Origin of the sequence: Hydrogenobacter sp. T-8, assembly GCF_011006175.1 — a bacterium.
Classification (GTDB): domain Bacteria; phylum Aquificota; class Aquificia; order Aquificales; family Aquificaceae; genus Pampinifervens; species Pampinifervens florentissimum.
Map to the genome: position 1 here is coordinate 377,065 of NZ_CP048795.1, position 21,743 is coordinate 398,807.

The 21,743-nt window shown below is 44.2% G+C and carries 29 protein-coding genes; 3 read left to right on the forward strand and 26 right to left on the reverse strand.

Features of this window, described 5'->3' with window-relative positions; genetic code table 11:
- Position 1 precedes the first annotated feature (1 nt).
- The 10 genes from fliE to G3M65_RS02195 are packed head-to-tail and all read right to left on the reverse strand — an operon-like array spanning position 2 to position 5,880.
- Positions 2–283: a flagellar hook-basal body complex protein FliE gene (gene fliE / locus G3M65_RS02150; RefSeq protein WP_173832928.1), complete on the reverse strand. Its 282-nt coding sequence runs from the start codon at positions 281–283 to the stop codon at positions 2–4.
- The gene (flgC, locus tag G3M65_RS02155) at positions 274–681 is read right to left on the reverse strand and encodes a flagellar basal body rod protein FlgC (protein WP_173832929.1); all 408 of its coding nucleotides are present in this window, start codon (positions 679–681) and stop codon (positions 274–276) included. Before flgC ends, fliE begins: the two co-directional genes overlap by 10 nt.
- Complete coding sequence (gene flgB / locus G3M65_RS02160) at positions 678–1,049, reverse strand: flagellar basal body rod protein FlgB (protein ID WP_173832930.1); 372 nt, start codon at positions 1,047–1,049, stop codon at positions 678–680. The genes flgC and flgB overlap by 4 nt, the downstream gene beginning before the upstream one ends.
- A 5-nt stretch (positions 1,050–1,054) precedes the next feature.
- Positions 1,055–2,854, reverse strand: coding sequence for a tetratricopeptide repeat protein (locus tag G3M65_RS02165; protein WP_173832931.1), 1,800 nt, complete (start codon positions 2,852–2,854; stop codon positions 1,055–1,057).
- Positions 2,805–3,932 carry a tRNA guanosine(34) transglycosylase Tgt gene (gene tgt, locus G3M65_RS02170; protein WP_173832932.1) on the reverse strand — a complete coding sequence of 376 codons (1,128 nt, stop codon included), beginning with the start codon at positions 3,930–3,932 and terminating at the stop codon, positions 2,805–2,807. The genes G3M65_RS02165 and tgt overlap by 50 nt, the downstream gene beginning before the upstream one ends.
- A gap of 5 nt (positions 3,933–3,937) precedes the next feature.
- Positions 3,938–4,357, reverse strand: a complete 420-nt coding sequence (locus G3M65_RS02175) for a hypothetical protein (RefSeq protein ID WP_173832933.1) — start codon at positions 4,355–4,357, stop codon at positions 3,938–3,940.
- 19 nt (positions 4,358–4,376) lie between these two features.
- Positions 4,377–4,754: a hypothetical protein gene (locus G3M65_RS02180; RefSeq protein WP_173832934.1), complete on the reverse strand. Its 378-nt coding sequence runs from the start codon at positions 4,752–4,754 to the stop codon at positions 4,377–4,379.
- A 19-nt stretch (positions 4,755–4,773) separates the two neighbouring features.
- Positions 4,774–5,130, reverse strand: coding sequence for a hypothetical protein (locus G3M65_RS02185; RefSeq protein WP_173832935.1), 357 nt, complete (start codon positions 5,128–5,130; stop codon positions 4,774–4,776).
- A gap of 18 nt (positions 5,131–5,148) precedes the next feature.
- Complete coding sequence (locus G3M65_RS02190; RefSeq protein WP_173832935.1) at positions 5,149–5,505, reverse strand: hypothetical protein; 357 nt, start codon at positions 5,503–5,505, stop codon at positions 5,149–5,151.
- Positions 5,506–5,523: 18 nt separating this feature from the next.
- The gene (locus G3M65_RS02195; RefSeq protein WP_173832935.1) at positions 5,524–5,880 is read right to left on the reverse strand and encodes a hypothetical protein; all 357 of its coding nucleotides are present in this window, start codon (positions 5,878–5,880) and stop codon (positions 5,524–5,526) included.
- A gap of 47 nt (positions 5,881–5,927) precedes the next feature.
- Between G3M65_RS02195 and lipA the strand changes: the two genes are divergently transcribed.
- Entirely contained in the window at positions 5,928–6,755 is an 828-nt protein-coding gene (gene lipA, locus G3M65_RS02200) for a lipoyl synthase (RefSeq protein ID WP_173832936.1), read from the forward strand.
- On the opposite strand, the gene G3M65_RS02205 is transcribed toward lipA, so the two are convergent.
- From G3M65_RS02205 to G3M65_RS02240, 8 genes are read right to left on the reverse strand one after another with little or no spacing between them, the layout of a single operon-like run.
- On the reverse strand, positions 6,738–7,712 hold the full coding sequence (locus tag G3M65_RS02205; RefSeq protein WP_254426294.1) for an MBL fold metallo-hydrolase: 975 nt from the start codon (positions 7,710–7,712) through the stop codon (positions 6,738–6,740). The genes lipA and G3M65_RS02205 overlap by 18 nt on opposite strands.
- Positions 7,705–8,580 (reverse strand): DUF302 domain-containing protein, encoded by an 876-nt coding sequence (locus G3M65_RS02210; protein ID WP_173832937.1) that lies wholly within the window; start codon positions 8,578–8,580, stop codon positions 7,705–7,707. Before G3M65_RS02210 ends, G3M65_RS02205 begins: the two co-directional genes overlap by 8 nt.
- A 4-nt stretch (positions 8,581–8,584) precedes the next feature.
- The gene (soxB, locus tag G3M65_RS02215; RefSeq protein WP_173832938.1) at positions 8,585–10,327 is read right to left on the reverse strand and encodes a thiosulfohydrolase SoxB; all 1,743 of its coding nucleotides are present in this window, start codon (positions 10,325–10,327) and stop codon (positions 8,585–8,587) included.
- A 52-nt stretch (positions 10,328–10,379) separates the two neighbouring features.
- Positions 10,380–11,063 carry a sulfur oxidation c-type cytochrome SoxX gene (gene soxX, locus G3M65_RS02220; protein WP_173832939.1) on the reverse strand — a complete coding sequence of 228 codons (684 nt, stop codon included), beginning with the start codon at positions 11,061–11,063 and terminating at the stop codon, positions 10,380–10,382.
- 5 nt (positions 11,064–11,068) lie between these two features.
- Positions 11,069–11,908 (reverse strand): sulfur oxidation c-type cytochrome SoxA, encoded by an 840-nt coding sequence (soxA, locus tag G3M65_RS02225; RefSeq protein ID WP_173832940.1) that lies wholly within the window; start codon positions 11,906–11,908, stop codon positions 11,069–11,071.
- A 13-nt stretch (positions 11,909–11,921) separates the two neighbouring features.
- Positions 11,922–12,248 (reverse strand): thiosulfate oxidation carrier complex protein SoxZ, encoded by a 327-nt coding sequence (gene soxZ / locus G3M65_RS02230; RefSeq protein ID WP_173832941.1) that lies wholly within the window; start codon positions 12,246–12,248, stop codon positions 11,922–11,924.
- Positions 12,249–12,293: 45 nt separating this feature from the next.
- A complete protein-coding gene (gene soxY / locus G3M65_RS02235) occupies positions 12,294–12,737 on the reverse strand; it encodes a thiosulfate oxidation carrier protein SoxY (RefSeq protein ID WP_173832942.1) in 444 nt (147 codons plus the stop codon).
- A gap of 21 nt (positions 12,738–12,758) precedes the next feature.
- Entirely contained in the window at positions 12,759–13,166 is a 408-nt protein-coding gene (locus G3M65_RS02240) for a thioredoxin family protein (protein WP_173832943.1), read from the reverse strand.
- 138 nt (positions 13,167–13,304) lie between these two features.
- Between G3M65_RS02240 and lepA the strand changes: the two genes are divergently transcribed.
- Entirely contained in the window at positions 13,305–15,098 is a 1,794-nt protein-coding gene (lepA, locus tag G3M65_RS02245; protein WP_173832944.1) for a translation elongation factor 4, read from the forward strand.
- Here the strand turns inward: lepA and G3M65_RS02250 are convergent.
- Genes G3M65_RS02250 through surE form a run of 6 tightly spaced genes read right to left on the reverse strand, consistent with a single transcriptional unit; the run spans position 15,076 to position 19,190 of the window.
- A complete protein-coding gene (locus G3M65_RS02250) occupies positions 15,076–16,008 on the reverse strand; it encodes a ketopantoate reductase family protein (protein WP_173832945.1) in 933 nt (310 codons plus the stop codon). The two genes, lepA and G3M65_RS02250, sit on opposite strands and share 23 nt — an antisense overlap.
- Positions 16,005–16,502, reverse strand: coding sequence for a LabA-like NYN domain-containing protein (locus G3M65_RS02255; protein WP_173832946.1), 498 nt, complete (start codon positions 16,500–16,502; stop codon positions 16,005–16,007). Before G3M65_RS02255 ends, G3M65_RS02250 begins: the two co-directional genes overlap by 4 nt.
- On the reverse strand, positions 16,499–16,690 hold the full coding sequence (locus G3M65_RS02260) for a hypothetical protein (RefSeq protein ID WP_173832947.1): 192 nt from the start codon (positions 16,688–16,690) through the stop codon (positions 16,499–16,501). Before G3M65_RS02260 ends, G3M65_RS02255 begins: the two co-directional genes overlap by 4 nt.
- The gene (locus tag G3M65_RS02265) at positions 16,690–17,232 is read right to left on the reverse strand and encodes a nucleotide exchange factor GrpE (protein ID WP_173832948.1); all 543 of its coding nucleotides are present in this window, start codon (positions 17,230–17,232) and stop codon (positions 16,690–16,692) included. Before G3M65_RS02265 ends, G3M65_RS02260 begins: the two co-directional genes overlap by 1 nt.
- A gap of 15 nt (positions 17,233–17,247) precedes the next feature.
- Entirely contained in the window at positions 17,248–18,429 is a 1,182-nt protein-coding gene (locus G3M65_RS02270) for a pyridoxal phosphate-dependent aminotransferase (RefSeq protein WP_173832949.1), read from the reverse strand.
- A gap of 8 nt (positions 18,430–18,437) precedes the next feature.
- A complete protein-coding gene (surE, locus tag G3M65_RS02275; protein ID WP_173832950.1) occupies positions 18,438–19,190 on the reverse strand; it encodes a 5'/3'-nucleotidase SurE in 753 nt (250 codons plus the stop codon).
- 17 nt (positions 19,191–19,207) lie between these two features.
- Here surE and G3M65_RS02280 point away from each other — a divergent pair, with 17 nt between their 5' ends.
- Positions 19,208–19,858 (forward strand): ATP-binding protein, encoded by a 651-nt coding sequence (locus G3M65_RS02280; RefSeq protein WP_173832951.1) that lies wholly within the window; start codon positions 19,208–19,210, stop codon positions 19,856–19,858.
- Positions 19,859–19,872: 14 nt separating this feature from the next.
- Here G3M65_RS02280 and G3M65_RS02285 read toward each other — a convergent pair whose 3' ends face one another.
- Positions 19,873–20,526: a DUF554 domain-containing protein gene (locus tag G3M65_RS02285; RefSeq protein ID WP_173832952.1), complete on the reverse strand. Its 654-nt coding sequence runs from the start codon at positions 20,524–20,526 to the stop codon at positions 19,873–19,875.
- Complete coding sequence (locus G3M65_RS02290) at positions 20,526–21,734, reverse strand: glycosyltransferase (RefSeq protein WP_173832953.1); 1,209 nt, start codon at positions 21,732–21,734, stop codon at positions 20,526–20,528. The genes G3M65_RS02285 and G3M65_RS02290 overlap by 1 nt, the downstream gene beginning before the upstream one ends.
- Positions 21,735–21,743: the final 9 nt, after the last annotated feature.

Consider the following 21,743-nt stretch of genomic DNA (forward strand, 5'->3'; position numbering starts at 1 on the left):
TTTACACCTGCATCCTGTTAATTTCTTGGAAGGCTTCAATCAGCTTGTTCCTTATCTGAATAAGAAGGTTCAGTGCAGTCTTCGCCTTTTCAAACTCCACTACCATCTGATGAAGAGGTATCTCAGCACCTTTGAGAACTGCCTCTTTTATAGCTTCTGCCCTCTGCTGCTCTCTGTTTACCCACTGGACAAACTCACCAAGCTCTTGCAAAAAATCCCCCTTTTCCCTTTTGTTAAGGCTTAGCTTCTCTTTCAAAAACCCATCTATGATTCTTATCTCCATAGTTCAAGAACCCTCTGTGCCATCTCTCTTGTGGTCTTAAAGGCGTTGAGATTTGCCTCGTAGCTCCTCATGGCAGATATCATGTCCGCCATCTCCTTGACCAGCTCTACGTTGGGAAGTCTTACGAAACCTTCCGCATCCGCCCTTGGGTTTGTAGGGTCAAAAACAAGGCGGAAGGGTTCATTGGATTCCCTTATTTCCCTAACTCTGACGGGCACAAGCCCCTTTTGAATCTGGTCTTCCAAGGCCTCAAAAACAGGCTCTAACTTCCTAAAGGGCTCACCGGTAGTTCTATAGGATTCAAAGTTTGCCAGATTGCTGGCTATGGTGTTAAACCTTATCCTCTGAGCTTGCATTCCGCTTGCGGATACATCAAAGGTTCTAAAAAGGTCCATCATTGCCTACCCTCCTTTATTATATTGTTTAGCTTATCAAGGCTTCCAGTGGCAAACCTCATGTAGACCTCATAGGCTATCCTGTTTTGGTTCAGCTTTGCCATTTCCTCTTCCATGCTTACATCGTTTAAGTCATTACCCAAAAGCCTTTTCCTTACCTCAAAGACCTTGAAGTCCTCGGAGCTTGCGGGTTTTATATGTCGCGGTCTTGTGGTTTTTAACTTTCCCCCCTCTTCCAGACTAAAGGCTACATCTTTAGTTCTATAGTTAGGCGTGTCCGCGTTAGCGATGTTGCTAAGAATTACCTTATGCCTCTTCCAGGCGTAGTTAAGATAGGGCATTACCTTGTCCGCTCCCTTGAAAATATCCATATCATTCACCCCCAGAGAACAATTATAACCCTGCTTATAATATTATCTTTCCCTTGAGCTCTTTTTACAACCCATTGTATAGTTTCTTTGTCCCCAGTTAATTCACCAGACTTTGCCAGTTTATAGGCGGTAAGCCAGTAAAGGTCGCTTTCCTCTGCTATTTCCAAATATTTCCTGTAGTAAAACTTCGCCTTCTCGTATTGCCCTCTACTATAATAGAAGTCCCCCAACTCTAAGAGGGAAGGCTCTAAGTAAGGTAGAAGCCTTTGCGGAAGGTTCTGTTCAACAAGAGCTTCAAGGGGTTTTGTGTCTTTTCTGTATATACCTCTGATAAAAAGAGCTTCCAGCCTATCTTCGCCAGTAAGCCCTGGCAAAGAAGATTCAATCATTCTCAACCCCTCCTCTGACCCTTCAAGAAGCAGGAGCTGACCTAAAAGAAAGCCCCTTAGCGGTTCTTCTAACCTTTCAGGTATGCTTTTAAGCGTAGTGTCTCCAAGGTAAACCACAGCCCTTGCGAGCTTTTCATAGCCAAAGAGAAGAGTATAATTGTCTGGGTTTACCTTGTATAGACTTAGCAGAAAGCCCGCATCCTCACCGTAAGGGTTCAATTCAGACATAAGATTTCCCAGTGTGGACATCATAGGTCCAGTTTCTATTCTTATATCTTCAAAAATGATTTCTTTAGGCAAGCTGAGCCTTTTGAGCCTTAAAAGGTCTGGGTCTTGTATCTTTTTTTCTTTAAGAGTGTAGTAATAAAGTCCGAGTATTGCAGGGTTGGAGTAAACACTGTTCAAATAGGTCCAAGAGATGTTTTGCAAAAGCCTTTTATAATCTCCTAACTCCTTAGCATACTTTTCCAAGAATTCTGGATAGAGCCAGAGTTGTGAGAAAAGTAAGCTCGCCTTTAAGCCCCCAGAGATTGATATATTCATGACCCTTCTCTTTGCATCCGCATAATTTCCGCTCATAAGATATATAAGAGCAAGATAGTAGTTGACAGAGTCTGAATATTTTCTGTATATATCCTTTCTATCAAGCTGTTCAAAGTAAAATACTGCAGATCTCCAGTCCTTTTCCATATAGCTACTCACCGCATACCTGTATAGAAACTCAGGGTCATCCTCTAAATATCTATTAATAGTGCGAGCTTCAGAGAGTTCTCTTAAAGCCTCGGAATACCTGCTTACATTAAAGGCGTAAAAGCCCTTAACAAGATGGTAAAGATATCTTCTTTCTGCAAGAGTTTCTGGGTCTATCCCGTCAATAAGCTGGCTATTTAACCCTTCTGAGAGTGAGTCCGCATAGAGAAACTTCAAAAGGTAGTCCTCTCTACTTGTATCTTTGTAGAGGTTCAAAAACACATCCTTTGCCCTGTCGTAAAAGCCAAGAAGAAGGTATGCGTCACCTATGAACTCTCTTTGAAGGAAAAGGTAAGTAGGTTTTTTATAGTAATAAGGATACATGTTAAGATAGGCTATCGCGGAAAGAATGCCTTCCCTTTTGCCCATCCTATAAGACTGCTTTGCGTAGGATATACCTATGAAAAGGTAGGAAAGCTCACCATAGTATCCTGACCTATCAGAAAGAAAAGCCCTACTAAACTCTTCTATTGCATCGGGATAATTTCCCTGTTGATATTCTATATATCCCCTATGAAAGTAAGTTTGAGCGAGCTTTATGTTCTCTCTCTCCATCTCTGTAGAAAAGGAGAGCAAAAATACCATCATAAACACAAGAATCTTCTTTGCAAGCAGGTCAAGTCTGTAAACTATAGAACTTGTGCCATGCACTTCGGAACTCTTCAAACCTGCCCTCCTCTATGGCTTTTCTTATGTTCTCCATCAGCTTGTGGTAAAAGCGAAGGTTGTGAATGGTGTTGAGTATGTAAGCGGATATCTCTTCCACATTAAAGAGATGTCTCAGATAGGCTTTAGTGAAGTTCCTGCAAGTATAACAATCACACTCTGGGTCTGGTGAAGAAAAGTCCTTTTTATATTTTTCATTGCGTATGTTTATCTTTCCTCTTGAGGTAAAGAGCGTTCCAGTCCTTGCCATGCGCGTGGGTGCCACGCAGTCAAACATGTCTACCCCTCTTGCCACCGCTTCAATTATATCCTCAGGCATACCTACCCCCATAAGATATCTGGGTTTTTCCCATGGAAGGTATTGGCACACAAGCTCGGTCATGTCATACATAATTTCCTTTGGCTCGCCCACAGAAAGCCCGCCGATAGCATAGCCAAAGAGGTCTCTTTCTACAGTCCTAAGAGCAGACTCCACCCTAAGCTCCTCAAAAAAAGCACCCTGCACTATTCCAAAAAGCACTTGGTCTTCTCTTTTTTTAACCCTTATGCTCCTGTCAAGCCAGTCTATAGTTCTATCAACTGCGGTCTTTGCATAGGCATATGTGGTAGGATACTCTACGCACTCGTCAAGAGGCATTATGATGTCAGAGCTAAAGGCTTCTTGAATTTCTATAACCTTTTCTGGAGTAAAGAAGTGAAGGTCTCCCGCAAGGTGGTCTCTAAACTCTACCCCTTCATCGTTAACCCTTACCCCTGACTTTCCGTCTCCCCTTCCCCGTGATAGAGAAAAAACCTGAAAGCCTCCACTATCTGTCAAAATGGGCTTGTCCCATCCTATAAAGGCATGAAGCCCTCCTGCCTCTTTTATAACTTCTACACCCGGTCTTAGGTATAGGTGGTAAGTATTGCCCAAGATAATCTCAGTGCCTATCTCTATAAGGTCCTTGTGGAGCATAGCCTTTACTGTTCCCTGAGTGCCAACAGGCATAAAGACTGGTGTGCGTATTTTACCATGCGGTGTTATAAGCTCTCCAAGCCTCGCCTTTCCGTCAGATTTTATAACCCTAAAGGAAAACATATTTTTTAAGGTTTGAAAAGTAATTTTACAAGCTCAAAAAACACAGGACTGTATAAGGCTATGGCTATTAGAAATAGGGCTATGAGGACCTTTATATATGTTTCAAGTTTTGATAGTCTCGCGTTTACTTCTGCAATTTGACCCTTAACTCCTCCAATTTCACCTCTTAAATCTCCAATTTCACCTCTTAACTCTGCGATTTGACTATCCAATCTGGCAATTTCTTGTCTTAGCTTTGCAACCTCTTCTCTCAGGTCAGCCTTTGTAACAAGCTCCTTGGCAAGCTCTTCTTTTAGCTCCAACTTCCTTTGGAGGCTCAGCTCCTTTATAGCCTCATCCAACGCCTTTATAAACTCAATAGCTTCTTCTTTTCCCAACTTTTCCTGTAGCTTTATAACAACCTCTGGTGGAAGTGTGCTAACCATAAGGGTATATTATAAGCCTTTAGGGTTTAAGGAGTAGCTTAAGGAGTTCAAAAAACACAGGGCTATAAAGAGCTATAGCTATTAGAAATAGAGCAATGAGGACTTTTATGTATGCTTCAACCTTTGAAAGCCTTGAGCTAATCTCTGCGGTTTGACCTCTTAGCTCTGCTATTTGACCTTCCAACCTTGCTATTTCTTCTCTTATTTTTGCAACCTCTTCTCTTAGGTCTGCTTTTGTAACAAGCTCCTTAGCAAGCTCTTCTTTTAGCTCCAACTTTCTTTGGAGGCTTAGCTCCTTTATAGCCTCATCCAAAGCCTTTATAAATTCAATAGCTTCTTCTTTTCCTAACTTTTCCTGTAACTTTATAACAACTTCTGGTGGAAGTGTGCTAACCATAAGGGTATATTATAAGCCTTTAGGGTTTAAGGAGTAGCTTAAGGAGTTCAAAAAACACTGGGCTATAAAGGGCTATGGCTATTAGAAATAAAGCTATGAGAACCTTTACATAAGTTTCAAGTTTTGAAAGCCTCGCTTTAAGCTCAAGCACCTCTCCCCTTACCTTGACTATCTCTTCCATCAATTTAGCACTTTCTTCCTTCAAGTCTGCTTTTGTAACCAAGTCTTTAGCGAGCTCTTCTTTTAGCTCAATTTTCCTTTGGAGGCTCAGCTCCTTTATAGCCTCATCCAACGCCTTTATAAACTCAATAGCTTCTTCTTTTCCTAACTTTTCCTGTAGCTTTATAACAACCTCTGGCGGAAGTGTGCTAACCATAGGGTATATTATAAGCCTTTAGGGTTTAAGGAGTAGCTTAAGGAGTTCAAAAAACACTGGGCTATAAAGGGCTATGGCTATTAGAAATAAAGCTATGAGAACCTTTACATAAGTTTCAAGTTTTGAAAGCCTCGCTTTAAGCTCAAGCACCTCTCCCCTTACCTTGACTATCTCTTCCATCAATTTAGCACTTTCTTCCTTCAAGTCTGCTTTTGTAACCAAGTCTTTAGCGAGCTCTTCTTTTAGCTCAATTTTCCTTTGGAGGCTCAGCTCCTTTATAGCCTCATCCAACGCCTTTATAAACTCAATAGCTTCTTCTTTTCCTAACTTTTCCTGTAGCTTTATAACAACCTCTGGCGGAAGTGTGCTAACCATAGGGTATATTATAAGCCTTTAGGGTTTAAGGAGTAGCTTAAGGAGTTCAAAAAACACTGGGCTATAAAGGGCTATGGCTATTAGAAATAAAGCTATGAGAACCTTTACATAAGTTTCAAGTTTTGAAAGCCTCGCTTTAAGCTCAAGCACCTCTCCCCTTACCTTGACTATCTCTTCCATCAATTTAGCACTTTCTTCCTTCAAGTCTGCTTTTGTAACCAAGTCTTTAGCGAGCTCTTCTTTTAGCTCAATTTTCCTTTGGAGGCTCAGCTCCTTTATAGCCTCATCCAACGCCTTTATAAACTCAATAGCTTCTTCTTTTCCTAACTTTTCCTGTAGCTTTATAACAACCTCTGGTGGAAGTGTGCTAACCATAGGGTATATTATATGCTTAATGCAGACTCCTGCTAAGATTTTATCCTATGAAACCTATATTGGAGCTATCAAAGACCCACGAAATTAAAAAACTGCTGAGAAGTTTAAGACTACACACAGTTTGTGAAGAGTCTCGCTGTCCTAATATAGGAGAGTGTTTTGGCTCTGGCACCGCAACTTTTATGATAATGGGAGATACATGCACGAGAGCCTGTAGCTTCTGCAACCTTCAAAGAGGCAAGCCCTTAGCTCCCGACCCAGAAGAACCCTACAAACTTTTGCATGCGGTCAAAACCCTTAAACTAAGCTACGTGGTGCTAACATCTCCCACAAGGGATGACCTACCAGATGGTGGTGCAGGTCATTTTGCAAAGTGCGTAAGAGTCTTGAAGGAACACATACCAAGTATAAAGGTAGAAGTGCTTGTGCCAGACTTTAAAGGCGACACTCAAGCCCTCTCAAAGGTGCTATCCTCTGAACCAGACGTGCTTGCACACAATGTGGAAACCGTGCCAAGGCTGTATAACCGTGTAAGGCTTGGGTCTAAGTATGAAAGAAGTCTTGCACTGCTAAGATTTTCAAAGGAGCTTGCTCCTCATATACTTACAAAGTCCGCACTGGTGCTTGGCTTTGGAGAAAGTATTGAAGAGATAATCCAAGTTATGAAAGACCTCAGGTCTGTAGGTTGCGACCTTTTAACCATAGGTCAGTATTACCAACCTTCAAGAGAACATCATCCAGTGGTTAAATACTACACAGAGGAAGAGTTCAAAACCCTTGAAGAGCTGGCATATGGTTTAGGTTTTAAAAAGGTGGCAAGCGGACCAAATGTGAGAAGCTCCTACAAAGCTATAGAACTATCTTTGTTCTTCTAAAATCTCCCTCTCTATTTCAAAGTAGAGGTAGTAGGCGTTTACTGGATTAACCTCAAAGAATACTGAAAGCTGTGAGTATTCTGGGTTTATCTTAAGCATCTCCTCGTTAGCTTTGTTCCTTGCTTCCTCCACACTGTAGCCTTCCTCATATAACTTTCTTACCACAGACCTTACGTCTCTTATATAATTCATCGTCCAGTCTACCTGTTTAGTTATATCTTCCTTACCATAGAGCGGTTCACCATGTCCCGGAAGTAGTATTTCTGGAGAAAGCTCCTTTATCTTCTCAAGGCAAAGTAGCCATGTGCGGGAATTACCAGAGCCTAAGAAGGGGATGCGTCCTCCGAAAACGAGGTCTCCTGCAAAGAGTATCTTTCTCTTTGGCATCCAAACTACAAGGTCTCCGTCCGTATGAGCCTTACACCAATGGTGTATTTCAAAGAGCTCATCACCTAACTTTATTACCATACTACTGGATGTAGTTATGTCCGGTCCTATAAGTTTTGTTCCTTTAAGAAGTCTTTTACCTAAGATTTCAAGCCTAGCATTGAACATCCTTTTAGAAGCATCATCCGCAAGATAGCTGTAAGACCATGGATGTGCTATTATTACAGCACCCGATTCCCTTAAAGCCTTCACGCCGTAGAAGTGGTCTGTATGATAATGAGTGATAAGGACATATTTTATAGGAAGCCTTGTTTTTGTTCTTATGGTCTCCACGAGCTCCCTCCCAAGCATATAAGTGCTTAGGGCATCTATAACGAATACTCCATCCTTGGTTACTACGAAATAGGCGTTAGATATAAAGCCCCTGTTTTGCTTGTTTACCTGTTCGTAAACTCCAAAAACTCCAAAAACATTGGGTGCAAGCTCTCGCAAAGTTTCCCTGACGTGCTTTGGATAAGCATAGGAAAGTAGGGGTAGGGAAAGTATAATTAATGAGATTATCTTACTCACCCTTTGCCTCTTTCAGAGCCTGCTTTATGTCTTGGTCCGCCCTGCGAAATATCTCTGCATTTTCCTTGCTAAGGTGTCTTCCGTAGGTTTTAAGCAGGAAGGGTATGTTTATGTAACCAGTAATAACTTTTCCATCTCTTTCGTATAGATACACTCTACAGGGTGCAAGAGTTCCAAACTGAGGTATGTCCTTGAGTATGGCTTCACCGTAGCTAAGATTACAAGCAAGGAATATGGAAAACTTTGGACTGTCCTTTCTTATATCCATTATGTCCAAGATGTTCATGTTTACACCATCAAGGGCTGTTTTGTAGAGGGTTTTGAAAGTATCAAAGTCAAGACCATCTATTACATCCTCGTGGACGAGGTTTTCCCTAATTGCGGGAGCCTGAGAAATCGCTGGCTTGTTGGTGCTTACAGAAGCGAGAGCTGAATGAAGTTTGCGATAGAGCTGGCTTATTTCTCTTCTTTCAGATAGGGTTAGGTTATTTCTGTAGCGAGTGAGGAAGACCTGATGATTTACCACTGTTGCCCTTACCCTGCCTCCCTCTTCGTAAACCGCCACACTACATGGGACTATATTGCTAAGGGCTGGTGCTTTGAGGAGAATGTCTCCCATACCATCAAACTCGCACCCGAAGACAACGTAGTAGTTTCTGAAAGTTTCGTTTCCTCTCGCTCTTATGGCGTCAGATATGGTAAGAGTTCTCAATACCTTTAGACCTTGAGCCTCCATGCTTTTTCTTACAGACTCTACCCCTGCTTTGAAATCCCTCTCCTTAAGGTTATAGGTAACATACATAACCTTGAGAGGGTCCATAGCAAAGGTAAAAAGAGGCAGGAGCAGGAAAAGGAGAAACTTCAACATTTCCTTACCTCCAGTAGCAGTCTGTATTGTATGGATGGTCAAGCACTTTCACGTTGGGTCTTCTGTCTACTTCAATGTTTTTCTTTTTCCTTATGTAGTCTACCACTATGTCCCTTATGTTCTTCTTCTCAGGCTGAACTCCCATAGGAGGTGGTCCTCCGTAAACCGCAACCACATACTCTTTATCCATCTCTATGGGCTTACCCTTTATCCTCACATTCCTTATCCTCTCACCTTGTTTTGCGTTTATTTTTAGCTCGTATTCCACGCCATATATCCTTGACATGTCTCCACCTTGCTGATAGAGGGGGTTAGGGTTAAACACGTTGTCCGCCACATCCTCCCAAAGCACAAGTAGGTCTCTTCCCTTTCTCTTCATAATAAAGACCTCAGGATAGGTCATACCAAGCACATCGTAAACATGCTCCACGGTTATCTTCTGACCTGGGAGGACTGTAGTTCCCCATCTAAAGCCCGGGGATGTGCCCACATCCAAAGACATAACCGCATCCACCCCATGATAATAGTCCGCAAGAGCTTCACCTATGAGCCTGTCCCATGTGCTAAAGACAGTATCCCTCTTATAGAGCAAGGTATTAGCTGTGCCTATGACCGTGTTGAACTCCTTCTCATAAGGCTCATACCACTTTTTCACTAAATCCTTGGCACCCTTATCTTCTGGCACCACATCGGAAAGCACAGGGATGAGCTTAAACCTATATCCTTGAAGTTTTCCATTCCTCACATCCAAGTCCATCCTTCCCACAAACTTCCCGTGAGACCCAGGTGATACTATAAGTGTATCTCCCACTTTAACAGGAGTTGGAGTTATATCGTGGGTATGTCCAGATATAACTATGTCAATACCTTTGACCATCTTCATCAGTGCTATATCAAGAGGAAGACCATCATGAGAAAGAAGAATTACAAGGTCCACCTTGTGCTTTTCCCTAAGCTCGTTTACATACTTTTGAAGCTCATCGGGTCTCACGCCAAAACTCCAGCCCTCCGTGTATACCCTTGGGTTTGCAAGAGGGGTAAAGGGGAAGGAGCTTCCTATTATGCCTACCTTTACTCCATTTTTCTCCACCACATCGTAAGGTGGAAAAACGAGGTCGCCAAAGGGCTCTTCAGTTATGTTGTAGGAGATAAACTTTGCCTTTAGTTTATTCCTAACTATGTCTAAAAACTTTTCCTTACCTACGGTTACATCCCAGTGAGCGACCATGTAATCAAAGCCCACATAGTTCATCCAATCCACTATAGCCATGCCATCAGTTTTAACCGCAATGCCAGAAGTTGCCCACGTGTCTCCGCCGTCAAGCACAAGACATTTATCCTTTCCTCTTTCGTTGACTATGGTCTTTATTACAGTAGCAACCTGAGGTCCACCACCAGTCATTCCATACAAACCCGCCAACCTTATAAAGCTCACACAAGAACCCGTATAGGCTTCCACAGAACCCGGTCTTATGTTATAAAACCTCAAAAAGTCCATGCCTGCAAGATATCCGGGAGTTCCCCTTAGAGGTTCTGGAGCCAACAGGTTCATAGGTTCTGCAAAATACATAGGTTTGAGATGTCCATGAAGGTCAGAAGTAAACACAAGTGTAAGATTCCCATAGGGCTTGAATTCCATAAGTTTTTCAAAGCTCACAGGTCTTCTTGCAAAGGCTTCCGGAGAAAAAGCTAGGGCAGATAGAGCTAATGCTGAATATCCGAGGAAGTCCCTCCTGTTCAAAACCATTGTATGACCTCCTTTGGAAAAATATTATAAGGGGGCTTAGCCCCCAAGAAAATTATTTGTTTACAGGAGATTCTGGATGGAGAAGATAGGCGACTATGTTTGCCACATCTTCAGGAGAGAGGTTTCCATGATAGCCAAACCTTGGCATGGAAGAGCAAGGAAAAGCAGACCAAGAGTCATAGATTATGTTATAAACAGCCTTTATCTTTTCAACCGTTTCTGGGCTGTTTAGATTTTCCTTTGTTATACCCCACCTTTTACCATACTGGTAAAGATTAGGTCCCATTGTTCCACCAGGGACACCCTTTTCTATAAGGTGGCAGGCATAACAGTTCCCACCCTTATCGGTGGGCTTGTCAGAAAAGCCATAGCTTGCATACCTTCCACCTCTGGGAGAATCCACCAGTTTCTTACCTTCTTTCCAATCACCCATGTATATACCCCATTGAGGATACCTTATCTCCGCTTGGCTTAGTTGGGTAACCTTCTGTATGGCTTGTGCTGGCATCTGTTCCCTGCTTGGATACTGAGAGCATATCTTCTGGGCTTCGTCCTGCTGTATTTTCCACGCAAACCTTGGGTCACTGGAAAGCCCGGACTTCAAAACCTTAATAACTTCCTCATACTTCACTGCAGGTTGCTGTTGCCTTTGTGACTGTGCTTTCCTCTGCTGGGCTTCAACTACCGCACCCGTTAAAAGACTTGCAATACCAACGAGAATTAGAGCCTTTTTCATCTTTATCACCTCCCTATTCCTGGTGCTTTTATCTCAGTGCCATTAGCAGTGCCGTAAAGGTATGTGGAAAGAGCCACCCCCAAATCAGAATGGGGTATGAACTCTGGCCATCTCATCTGACGAATGCATTCCGCATACCTGTAATGCATGGTCATAGGAAGACCCCAACGCACCAAATATTTGGGGAATATGGAAACTGCCTGACCAGCCTCACCGGGTCTGTCCGCACTCCAAAGTCTTGTTGCCCTTATTCTTACCTCTTGCTTACCCGCATGACAGGTGGCACAGTTAAAGTCCCAAGGTCCAAGTCTTGTGTAGTATATTTGCTTGCCTATATCATACATCTTTTTAACGTTTGGGTCTTTGAGGTTTACATTTATTTTCTGCCCGTTGGATTCCATAGTAAGATACATGATTATTCCGTCGTATTCGCTCACACAGTTGCCCGATTTGCCCCAGCATTGACGCACAAACTTGAGAACCTGTTCCTGTGTCATGCCTGCATGCTTTTGTAGACACCATCCAACTCTTGTTTCAAGGTCCATCACCTTGCCTGCATCCGCAAAGTATCTGGGAAGTTGTGCTGCAGCGCCTTTGAAAACACCAGGACCAAGACCAAGGTCGCACTTGTCAAGGTTATACTTCTTTATAGCTTCTTTGCCCACCTCATACCAAACCTCACCGGGGTTTATACCTTCTGCGAGCATTTTGTTGAACTCTTGGACAAGCCTTATTTCTTCTTCAGGAGAAAGCTCCCCTTCAACCTGAGCAAAAGCCTTTGTAGACAAAAGTCCACCGGCAAGAGCACCGGCTGTAAACACCGCTAAAAGTGCCTTCTTTCTCATATCATAACCTCCCTTAAGAAACCTTTATCTCTGCAGTTCTCTCCCACTTACCGCCCTTGTTGTCCTCATAGACTATCTTCACAACACCACTTTCATCCGCTTTGAGAGTTAAAGCCATAAAGGGATTGGCAGACACACCCGCACCCATGTTCACAGTGCTTACCAACTTGTCGTTAAAGAAAAGGTCAAGTTTTGTAAGGTTATAGGCGGGTACCTCCTGTCCTGTCTGTGGGTCTTTCCTTGGTGGCGTCATGGGGTGGGTTATTACCATCTGCACCCTTATGATTTCCCCCTTCTTTGCCTCCTTTGGCACACGAAGTATACCTGTTCCTACTGCCATATTGCACCTCCTGTATAGAATTTTTGGTATTAGAAACCTATGGAATTATCCGCATCCACCAGCGGTAACTTTGACCTCCTTTGTTGCCATTACATAAGAGCCATCCTTTAGCTTGAGTATTGCCCTCACATTAGATGTCTCTCCCATCTTTATCCTTGTGGAGAAAAAGACCTGCCCGTTCATGGGAGTAAAGGACACATCCGCTATCCAAGGCACGGGGTTTTTGTCAACGAATATCCAGAGCTTTTCTACTCTGTCCACGGGTATGGTAGACTCCACGGTTATTGGCACATTGGCTCCTGACTCTGCTATGGTAGGAGCGGTTAATTTGATATCCGCCACCTCCTTAATCTGGGAGAGCTTAACTCCCAATCTTTTCTGCACTTCCTCTTCCAGCTTTGTAGCACCAAAAGCTGGCTGAACTGCTGGGACAAGTGTAAGTCCCATTACAGCTACTGCTGACAGCGCGATAAACTTTCTCCTATCCATGGTTTATACCTCCTTAAAAATTTAGCATGCTTTAAGGTTCTGCATCCTGCATATCTTCTGAATGGTGTTTAGAATTTCACCCCTTGGTCTGCTTCCAAAGAGGACACCAAGCACCTTTTCCTGCTTTGGGTCATAGAATACCATGGTGGGGACACCGGGAACTCCTAGCTTTCTTGCCCACTTACTTCCTTCATCAGAGGATATATTTAGGTTTATAACCACGAAGTTTTCCAATTTTTTCTGGACATCCTCTTGGTTGAGTACAAACTCTTCCATCTGGGCACAGTAAGGACAATAATTGCTATAGAAATAGAAGGCAACGGGTTTGCCTTCCTTCTGAGCGTATTCAAGGCCCTCTGAGACCTTGCCAAACCAAACCGCAAAACTCGTGGAAACCAATAAAATTAACCACACCAGTATTTTCTGCATACTGTTATCTAATATAAAGGTTATGAGAATCTTTAGCAATAGAAAGTTTTTATAGTGGGTATAAGCATATCTTATATAAGAAGATAAGAATTGTGTTAAAAGCATAAAAGCCCACAGCGGGCATAAAATATAAATCTTATGGAAAGGGTAAGAAACTTCTCCATAATAGCACATGTGGACCATGGCAAGTCCACCCTTGCGGACAGGCTCTTGGAGTTCACCGGCTCTGTATCCAGAAGGGAAATGAAGGAACAAATGCTGGACACCCTTGAAATTGAAAGAGAAAGAGGTATAACCATAAAGCTACAAGCGGTTAGGATGTTCTACAAGGCAAAGGATGGAGAAACTTATACCCTACATCTTATAGACACGCCCGGGCATGTGGACTTTTCCTACGAGGTTTCAAGGGCTCTTGCCGCCTGCGAAGGTGCACTACTTCTTGTGGATGCAACTCAAGGTATAGAGGCCCAAACGGTTGCAAACTTTTGGAAGGCAGTTGAGCAAGACTTGACCATAATACCAGTTATAAACAAGATAGACCTGCCTTCAGCAGACCCAGAAAGGGTGAAAAGACAGATAGAGGAAATCCTGGGACTACCCTCTGGGGATGTTATACTGGCATCCGCAAAGGAGGGTATTGGTATTGAGGAAATCTTAGAGGCTATCGTAAAAAGGATTCCTCCGCCAAAAGGCGACCCTAAAAAACCTCTCAAGGCTCTAATCTTTGACTCTTACTATGACCCTTACAGGGGTGCAGTAGCCTTTGTTAGGGTTTTTGACGGTGAGGTAAGACCAAGCACAAGGATAAGGCTTTTTTCCACGGGCAAAGAGTTTGAAGTCACGGAGGTGGGAGCGCAGACGCCAAAGATGACCAAGTTTGAAAAGCTATCCGCAGGCGATGTGGGATACCTCGCTGCATCAATAAAGGATGTGAGGGACATAAGGGTGGGTGATACCATAACGGACGCAAGAAACCCCACACCAGAGCCTGTGCCGGGCTTTAGACCAGCCAAACCCATGGTCTATGCGGGCATATACCCCTCCGAGGGCTACACCTACGAAGAGCTAAGGGATGCCCTTGAGAAATATTCTATAAACGACGCAGCCATACAGTTTGAGCCAGAAACATCACCCGCACTTGGTCTTGGCTTTAGGGTGGGTTTTCTGGGGCTTTTGCATATGGAAATAGTCCAAGAGAGGCTTGAGAGGGAATACGGTGTTAGTATTGTCACCACCGCACCAAGTGTGGTTTACAGGGTGAGGTTTAAAAATGGTCAGGTAAAGGAAATAAGAAACCCCTCAGAGATTCCAGAAAACTGGGGCATTATTCAAGCCCTTGAAGAACCCTTTGTTCTCCTCACCATAATCACACCCAAGGACTATGTGGGCAGTATAATGAACCTCTGTCAAGAAAAGAGGGGCATTCAAAAGAAGTTTATCTATCTTGACCCCAACACGGTTATGTTGGAGTATGAGATGCCTTTGAGCGAAGTGATAATGGACTTCCATGACAAGATAAAGGGCGTCTCAAGAGGCTACGCCTCCTACGATTATGAGTTTCTGGGCTTTAGAGAGGAGGACCTCGTGAGGTTAAACATTTTCATAAACAATGAGCCTGTGGATGCTCTGTCCTTTATCGTCCACAGGGACAAGGCTTACAGAAGAGCGCGTCAACTTGTGGAAAAACTAAAGGAAGTCATCCCCAGACAACTCTTTGAGGTAAAGGTTCAAGCAGGTATAGGCACAAAGATAATAGCTTCGGAGAGAATACCGCCTCTAAGGGCAAACGTGACCGCCAAGTGCTACGGTGGAGACATAACAAGAAAGAAGAAACTTCTTGAAAAGCAAAAGGAAGGCAAGAAGAGACTAAAGCAGTTTGGAAAAGTGGAGCTACCTCAGGAGGCGTTCCTTACCGTTCTAAAGGTAGATTAAAGAGCTCCTTTGCCTTTATGAGCCTTACCACAAGCTCGTTAACAGGAAGGGTTATACCCTTTGACCTTGCAAGCTCAAGGAGAGCACCATTGAGTGCGTCTATCTCCGTTTTTCCCCTTTTCACATCCGCAAGCATAGAAGGGTAATGCTCCGCAGTGGGTGGAATGAGCCTTTGGTAGAAATGCCTCTTGTATTCTTCCACATCTTGCCAAAAGGTGGGAATGGCATTCGCCCTTATGACCTCAAAGGCTTCCTCCAATATCTTGTCCATGAGCCCCTTTGTGTATACATTGCTTGCAAGATTGCCATAGGTGGTTTCAAAAATAGCACCAAGAGGGTTCAAGGCACAGTTATAGAGAATTTTGTCCCACAGGTATTTGTAAACTTCTCTTTCGTATCTGGTAGGTATACCAGCACTGCTAAAGGTCTCTGCCAAGTCCTTTAAAAAGCTCTCTTCTATTATGCCCTCTGGGTCTCCAAGCACCACATCATCACCGCACACGGTAATCCTTACCCTCCCCCACTCTAAAAGCTCCGCACCGAATATGACCCTTGAAAGAACTACCCTACCACTGCCAAAAACCTCCACAGCCTTCTCGTAGTTCCCATACCCGTTCTGTGCTACCATGAGAAGGCTTTTGGTTTCCCTCAAAGCCTGTATGCCCTTAAGAGCCTCCTCTGTGTCGTAGCTCTTTACGGTCAGTATGGTGAGGTCTGGCTCAAAGTCAAGAGACTCCAAAGCGTCTATGGTTCTTACTTCTTGTTCAAACTCTCCCCATATCCCCTCAACCCTTATCCTTTCAAGCCTCCTGCCCCTTTTTAGAAGACCCACTGCCCTGTAGCCAGCCCTGCTCAGGAAGGCAAGGTATGTGCTTCCCAAAGCTCCCACGCCTACTATCAAAAACTTCATTCCTTCTCTTCCAGCTTTATAAGGGGTAAGAGGTCTCTTAAGTCTATGTAGCGGTCGCAGGCATTGACCAGCTCCACTGCGGTGGCTTCCCTTGTGGAAACACAGATGATTTCCTTTCCGAAGTTTCTCAGAGTCCACACAAGCCTTTCAAAGTCACCATCTCCAGTGCAGAGGATGGCGGTCTGGTAGTTGTCTTTTGTGAGCAAGGCATCTATGGTGAGGTTTACATCCAGGTCGCCCTTGTAAGTCCCGTCCTTTAGCTGTTTTATGGGCTTTTTTACCACCGTTATACCGCTGAAGGCGAGGAGTTTTATAAAATTCTCCTGCTTTTCATCCCCTTCTCTGTAAGCAAGGTAAAAGAAGGTGTTGTAGATATCAAATTCTACTCTGAAGTAGTTCAAAAGTTTTACAAGGTCAATCTTTTGATGGAGTATATCCTTCTGAACAAAGTAGAAATTTGCCCCATCTATGAATATGCATGCCCTTCTTTTCATTCCTGAATATACCATATCCTTATGCCAGCAGAAACATGGGAATTCCTCTCCCATATGGTTTCCACGCTTACAATTTTTGGTTTATTCAGCTTTACCCACTGGTTTACTTGCTCTTCCAAGAGTTGTTCCATACTTTCATCCTTGAAGGGGGTCATTTTGCGATGGAAGTCCTTAAAGCGCAGTTCCATTAGGTAATCTCCTCTTCGTAATAAGATACTACCACTTTGGCAGGTCTTAGCACCCTGTCGTATAGCCAATAACCCTTTCTTTCTACCCGCACTACCGTGTTGGGTGGTGCATCTTGAGTATATTCCCTGTCTATAGCCTCCGCAAGGTATGGGTCAAACTCCTTGCCCAAGAGGTCCATCTCCTTTATGCCATACTTTTCCAGTATCCTCAGAAGTTCTCTGTATATAAGTTCAAAGCCCCTTCTGAGCCCTTCCAGGTCTTGCCCTTCATATTCAAAGGCTCTTTCAAAGTTATCCACCACCTCAAGAAGGTCAAGAGCCAGCTTTTCATGCCCGTATCTTCTTGCCTCCTCAAGGTCTTTTCTGTATCGCTCTTTAAGATACTCTGCTTCTCTTTGAAGTTCTACATACCTTTGATTTATTACTCTCGCAGTGTTTTCAAGCCTTGAAACCTTCTCCTCAAGCTCTTTTATTCTTTGGTCCCTTGGGTCTTCCTCTTTTGGTTGCTCTTCTAGAGCCTCTTTTTTCTCCTTTTCCTCCATAGGGTTAATTATAGCCTAACTTTGGAGCTCAAGCAGGGCTCTCTTTAGCCTGCCTATGCCTTCCTCTATGGTCTTTTCAGAAACGCAGTAAGATAGTCTTAAATATCCCTCTGCACCAAAGGCAGAACCAGGAACACCTGCAACACGACCCTTTTCTATGAGGTAGTCTGCCAGTTTTAGGTCGGAGCCGAGCTTTTCAGAATAGTGCCTGAGGTTTGGAAATATGTAAAAAGCCCCTTTGGGCTTTGCCACGCTGACCTTTGGTATCTCTCTCAAAAGATTGTAGGCGAGGTCTCTTCTCTTTTCAAAGGTTTTTCTCATATTTTCCACAAAGGCTTTGGCTTCTGGATTTTTTAAAGCCTCTAAGGCTCCATACTGGGCAAAAGTGGTGGCGTTGGAAATGCTTTGACTGTTTAGGTCCGCTATCACCTTTGCGTATTTTTCTGGACAGGCTACATAACCCACACGCCACCCTGTCATAGAATAACTCTTTGAGAAGGCGTTAACGGTAAAGGTTATCTCTCTTATCTCCTTTGAAAAGCTGGCAGGGCTTACGAAATTTTCTCCATCGTAGAGAAAGGCCTCGTAGCATTCATCTGAAACTATCAATATGTTCTTTTCAAGGCAGAGCTCCGCAATCTTTCTTAGTTCTTCTTCTGGAATTACCGCACCGGTAGGGTTAGAAGGTGAGTTAAGTATTAGCATTTTTGTCTTTGGTGTTATGTATTCTCTCAAAAGGTCTGCCCTAAGGACAAAGCCCTCTTCTTCTCTTAGTGGCACTTCTACAACCTCTGCATTACAAAGAAGTATCTGCTCTGGATATGTTACCCAGTAAGGTGTAGGAAGTAGCACCTCATCACCCTCTTCCAAGACCGCAAGCATAACAAGAAAAAGTGCCATCTTGGCGCCGGCAGTGACCACGATTTCTGAAGGTTTGTATTCAACCTTGTTCTCCCTGTAGAGCTTCTCCGCCAGGGCTTCCCTGAGCTGAGGAATACCTGCAGAGGGGGCGTATTTGGTTTTTCCTTCCCTTAAGGCTTTTATGCAGGCTTCCTTGATAAAGTCTGGCGTGTCAAAGTCTGGTTCTCCTGCACCAAAGCCCACAATGTCCACACCTTGAGCCTTGAGCTGGTTCACCTTGGCTGTAAGGGCAAGCGTGGGTGCGGGCTTTATGTGGGATACTCTCTTTGCTAACATAGGAGCTATTATAACCCGAAGCTACCTCTAAAGTATTCCATAGCCCTGTAGTTGGTAAGGTCCAGCTGAAGGGGTGTGATAGAGACATATCCATGGTAGACCGCCCAGTAATCGGTGCCTTCTTCCAAGTGCCAACCGAACTCTTCTGCGGTTATCCAGTAAAGGGGTCTGCCAGAAGGGTCCGAGAGCTTCAGCACTTTTTCTTTGTAAGCTCTCCTGCCCTGACGGGTAAGCATAAAACCCTTTATCTCCTCCTCCGGCAGGTTTGGTATGTTTACATTTAGGTATGTATCCTCTGGCATACCTCTTTCAAGAACCTTCAGAACCACTTTCTTCGCCACCTCTGCCATCTGAGAAAAGTCCACATCCTCCCTCCCAAAGGCGGAGAAGGCTATGGATGGTATACCCAGAATCCGACCCTCCATAGCACCAGAGACTGTTCCCGAATAGGTTATGTCTTCCCCCAGGTTTGGACCCTCGTTTATGCCAGAGCATACGAGGTCTGGCTTCTTGCCCTCAAGGAAGAGATAATACCCAAAGTGCACGCAGTCCGCTGGCGTGCCACCTATCACAGTCCAGAAGTCCTCATCCACCCTCCTTATCCTAAGAGGTTGGGTAAAGGTTAGTGAATGTCCCACACCGCTAAGGTTTCTGTCAGGTGCCACCGTTATGACTCTGCCAAGGCTTCTGAGTTTTTCCCTTAGGGCTTTTATGCCTTCCGAGAAATAGCCGTCATCGTTGGTAAGCAGAAAAAGGGGCATTGACTATATTTTATCTCATGGGCTGTCCCAAGTGTGGTGGAACTGGCTTTGTAGACAGGGGAGGTGTGCTTGAAATATGCAGTTGCAGGTATGAGGGTGTAAACCTCCAAAAATACCTTAACATACCCCCAAGGTTTGTTGAGGCAGAGTTTGAAAACTATGTGCCGGTCTCACCATCGCAGAAAGTAGCTTTTGAAGCCTGCCTGCATTACGCCCACACCTTTGAGCCAAAAGAAGGAAAGGGCTTGTCCCTCGTAGGACCTCCGCAGATGGGGAAGACGCATCTTGTAGTTGCAATCCTCAAAACTATCTACAGAGAAAAAAGAATAAGAGGGCTTTTCTTTGACACAAAGGACCTTTTATACAAGCTACAGAGCTATGCAAACACGGAAAAGTATCACAAGCTCATGAACCTCCTTCTAAACGCACCCCTTCTGGTTCTTGATGACTTGGGAAGTGAGAGGCTCTCAGACTGGCGCATAGAGGTGCTTTCCTACATAATAAGCCACAGGTATAACTTCCTCAAAAGCACCCTCATAACCACCAACTATCCGCTTCTTAAGCAGAGTGAAGAGGAGGTGGCAAGGGCTTTGGAAGAGAGGCTATCGCCCGCCGTAGTGGGAAAAATCCATCAGATGAACGAGGTTTTATACCTTATGCAATCATAACCTTGGAAAAAGGGCTAAAAGAACAGTGCAAGCACGAGTGCAGGCATAAGGTTAAGGACCCTTACCTGCTTTAAAATATCAAGGATTTTCATGGATGTAAGCACCATCAGTCCACCTCCAATAAATAGGGCGTTTGCCATGGATTGTTCCTTCAAAAACTCGCCGTAAAAGTAGGCAAGCAAGGTTATGGAACCTTGAAAGAAAAGAAGGTAGACCGCAGAAAAAACAACACCCTTACCTAAGGAGGAAGACAGAATTATGGAAGAGAAGCCATCCATAAAAGCCTTTGAGAGTATCAGCGAACTGTCTCCCCTTGCACCCTCAAGTATGCATCCCATGAGGGTCATCGGTCCCACCGTAAAAAGCAAGGAAGCGGAGATAAAGCCCCTTGCAGTATCTGAGGAGCTTTGGATAAGGTTCTCTAACCTCTCTTCAAGCCTTAGAAAACTGCCTATTAGTGAACCAACCACAAGCAGAAAAAAGACCTTCAGAAGCTCTGGCTTGTTCTCTGAAATAAGTTTAACACCCAGGGTCAACGTAAAAAGACCTATACCCTGCAGGACAGCCACCTTTAGACGCTCGGGGACAGCTCTGGATATAAAAAGACCCACAGAAGCACCAGCTACTACAAGCCCAGCGTTTACAAGGGTTCCGAAGGTTGGAAACATCAGCCTTCGCTGTTCCGCCTTGCTTGAGCTTGAGAAAGGATGTCTTCAAACATTTTATAAAGGAACTCCGCCCTGTCCTGTGGTGTGTAGCTTTGCAAGACCTTTTCTCTTGCCCTTTGACCTATTTCTCTGGCTTCGTGAGGGTTTTCAAGATAGTAGACCACCTTTTCCTCTATATCCGCCCTGTCAAGAGGTAGGTAGCTTATTATCTCCTGACCGGGTGTAAAAAATCCTGACAGGGTAGCCCTGAAGTCTATAAGGGGTGCACTACCCATAAAGGCAACCTCCAAGGGGACAAAGCCTACGCCAGTGGGAACCGCATGGGGGTAGCTCAAAAGGGTCATATAGGACCTTCCCATAAGCTCAAGTGCCTGCTCCCAGCTTTCTATTGGAACGTGTTCGTGCCCTTCCTTCAATTCACCTTCAAAGGCACCCACAATTTTAAGGTTTATTCCCTCAAGAAAGCTCAAAATATACCATCTTTTCCTTGCGGTTGCGTAAAAGCTAATGTCATTGAGAAGCCTTATGTAGTCCTGGGGGTTTTCCTGACGCCACCTTGTAAACTCTTCTTGAAAGTTCTGGTTGAACATGGAAAGGATGTATTCGCTGGCATAAAGAAGATGTGCCTCTGGGTTTCTGAAGAGAAACTCGCCCACCTCAAAAAAGTATGGGATAAAATCCTCTCTGAGGTTTTGAGCCACCTGCTGAGCCATTATGTTGGGGTCTACCACAGGACCAAGAAAGACCAACTCTATGTCCTTCTCTTCTGAAGGTTCTAACATCTGGCTTGGGTCTACAAAGGGAGTTATATAAAAGGTGCCCCTCTCATGTCCGAGAAATTTCAGGCTGTCCGCATATTTGAGGTCTGTGACCACTGGAAGGAAGTTGTTTGCCTGCCTAAGGTCAAACAGCACTGGAAAGTGAAAGAGAGGCTCGTCGGTGAAAAGGCTAACATGCACAAAGCCAAAGGCATCAAATATAGGAACCTTTTGACCTTCTCTTTCTCCAAAAACCACGCAACTACCGTTGAGGTCAAGGGTAAAGAGGGGTGAGAACTCTAAGAGCCTGTTTACCACCTCCTGAAGGTCTCCCTCTGTGAGGTCAAAGTCTTGAACCTCTGCACCCCGCTCTCTAAATATCTCAAGAAACGCCAGCACGTGCCTGTTTATCCCCAAGTCCTTTCCCTGTCTTAGTAAAGCTATCCGCATGGTCTAAAA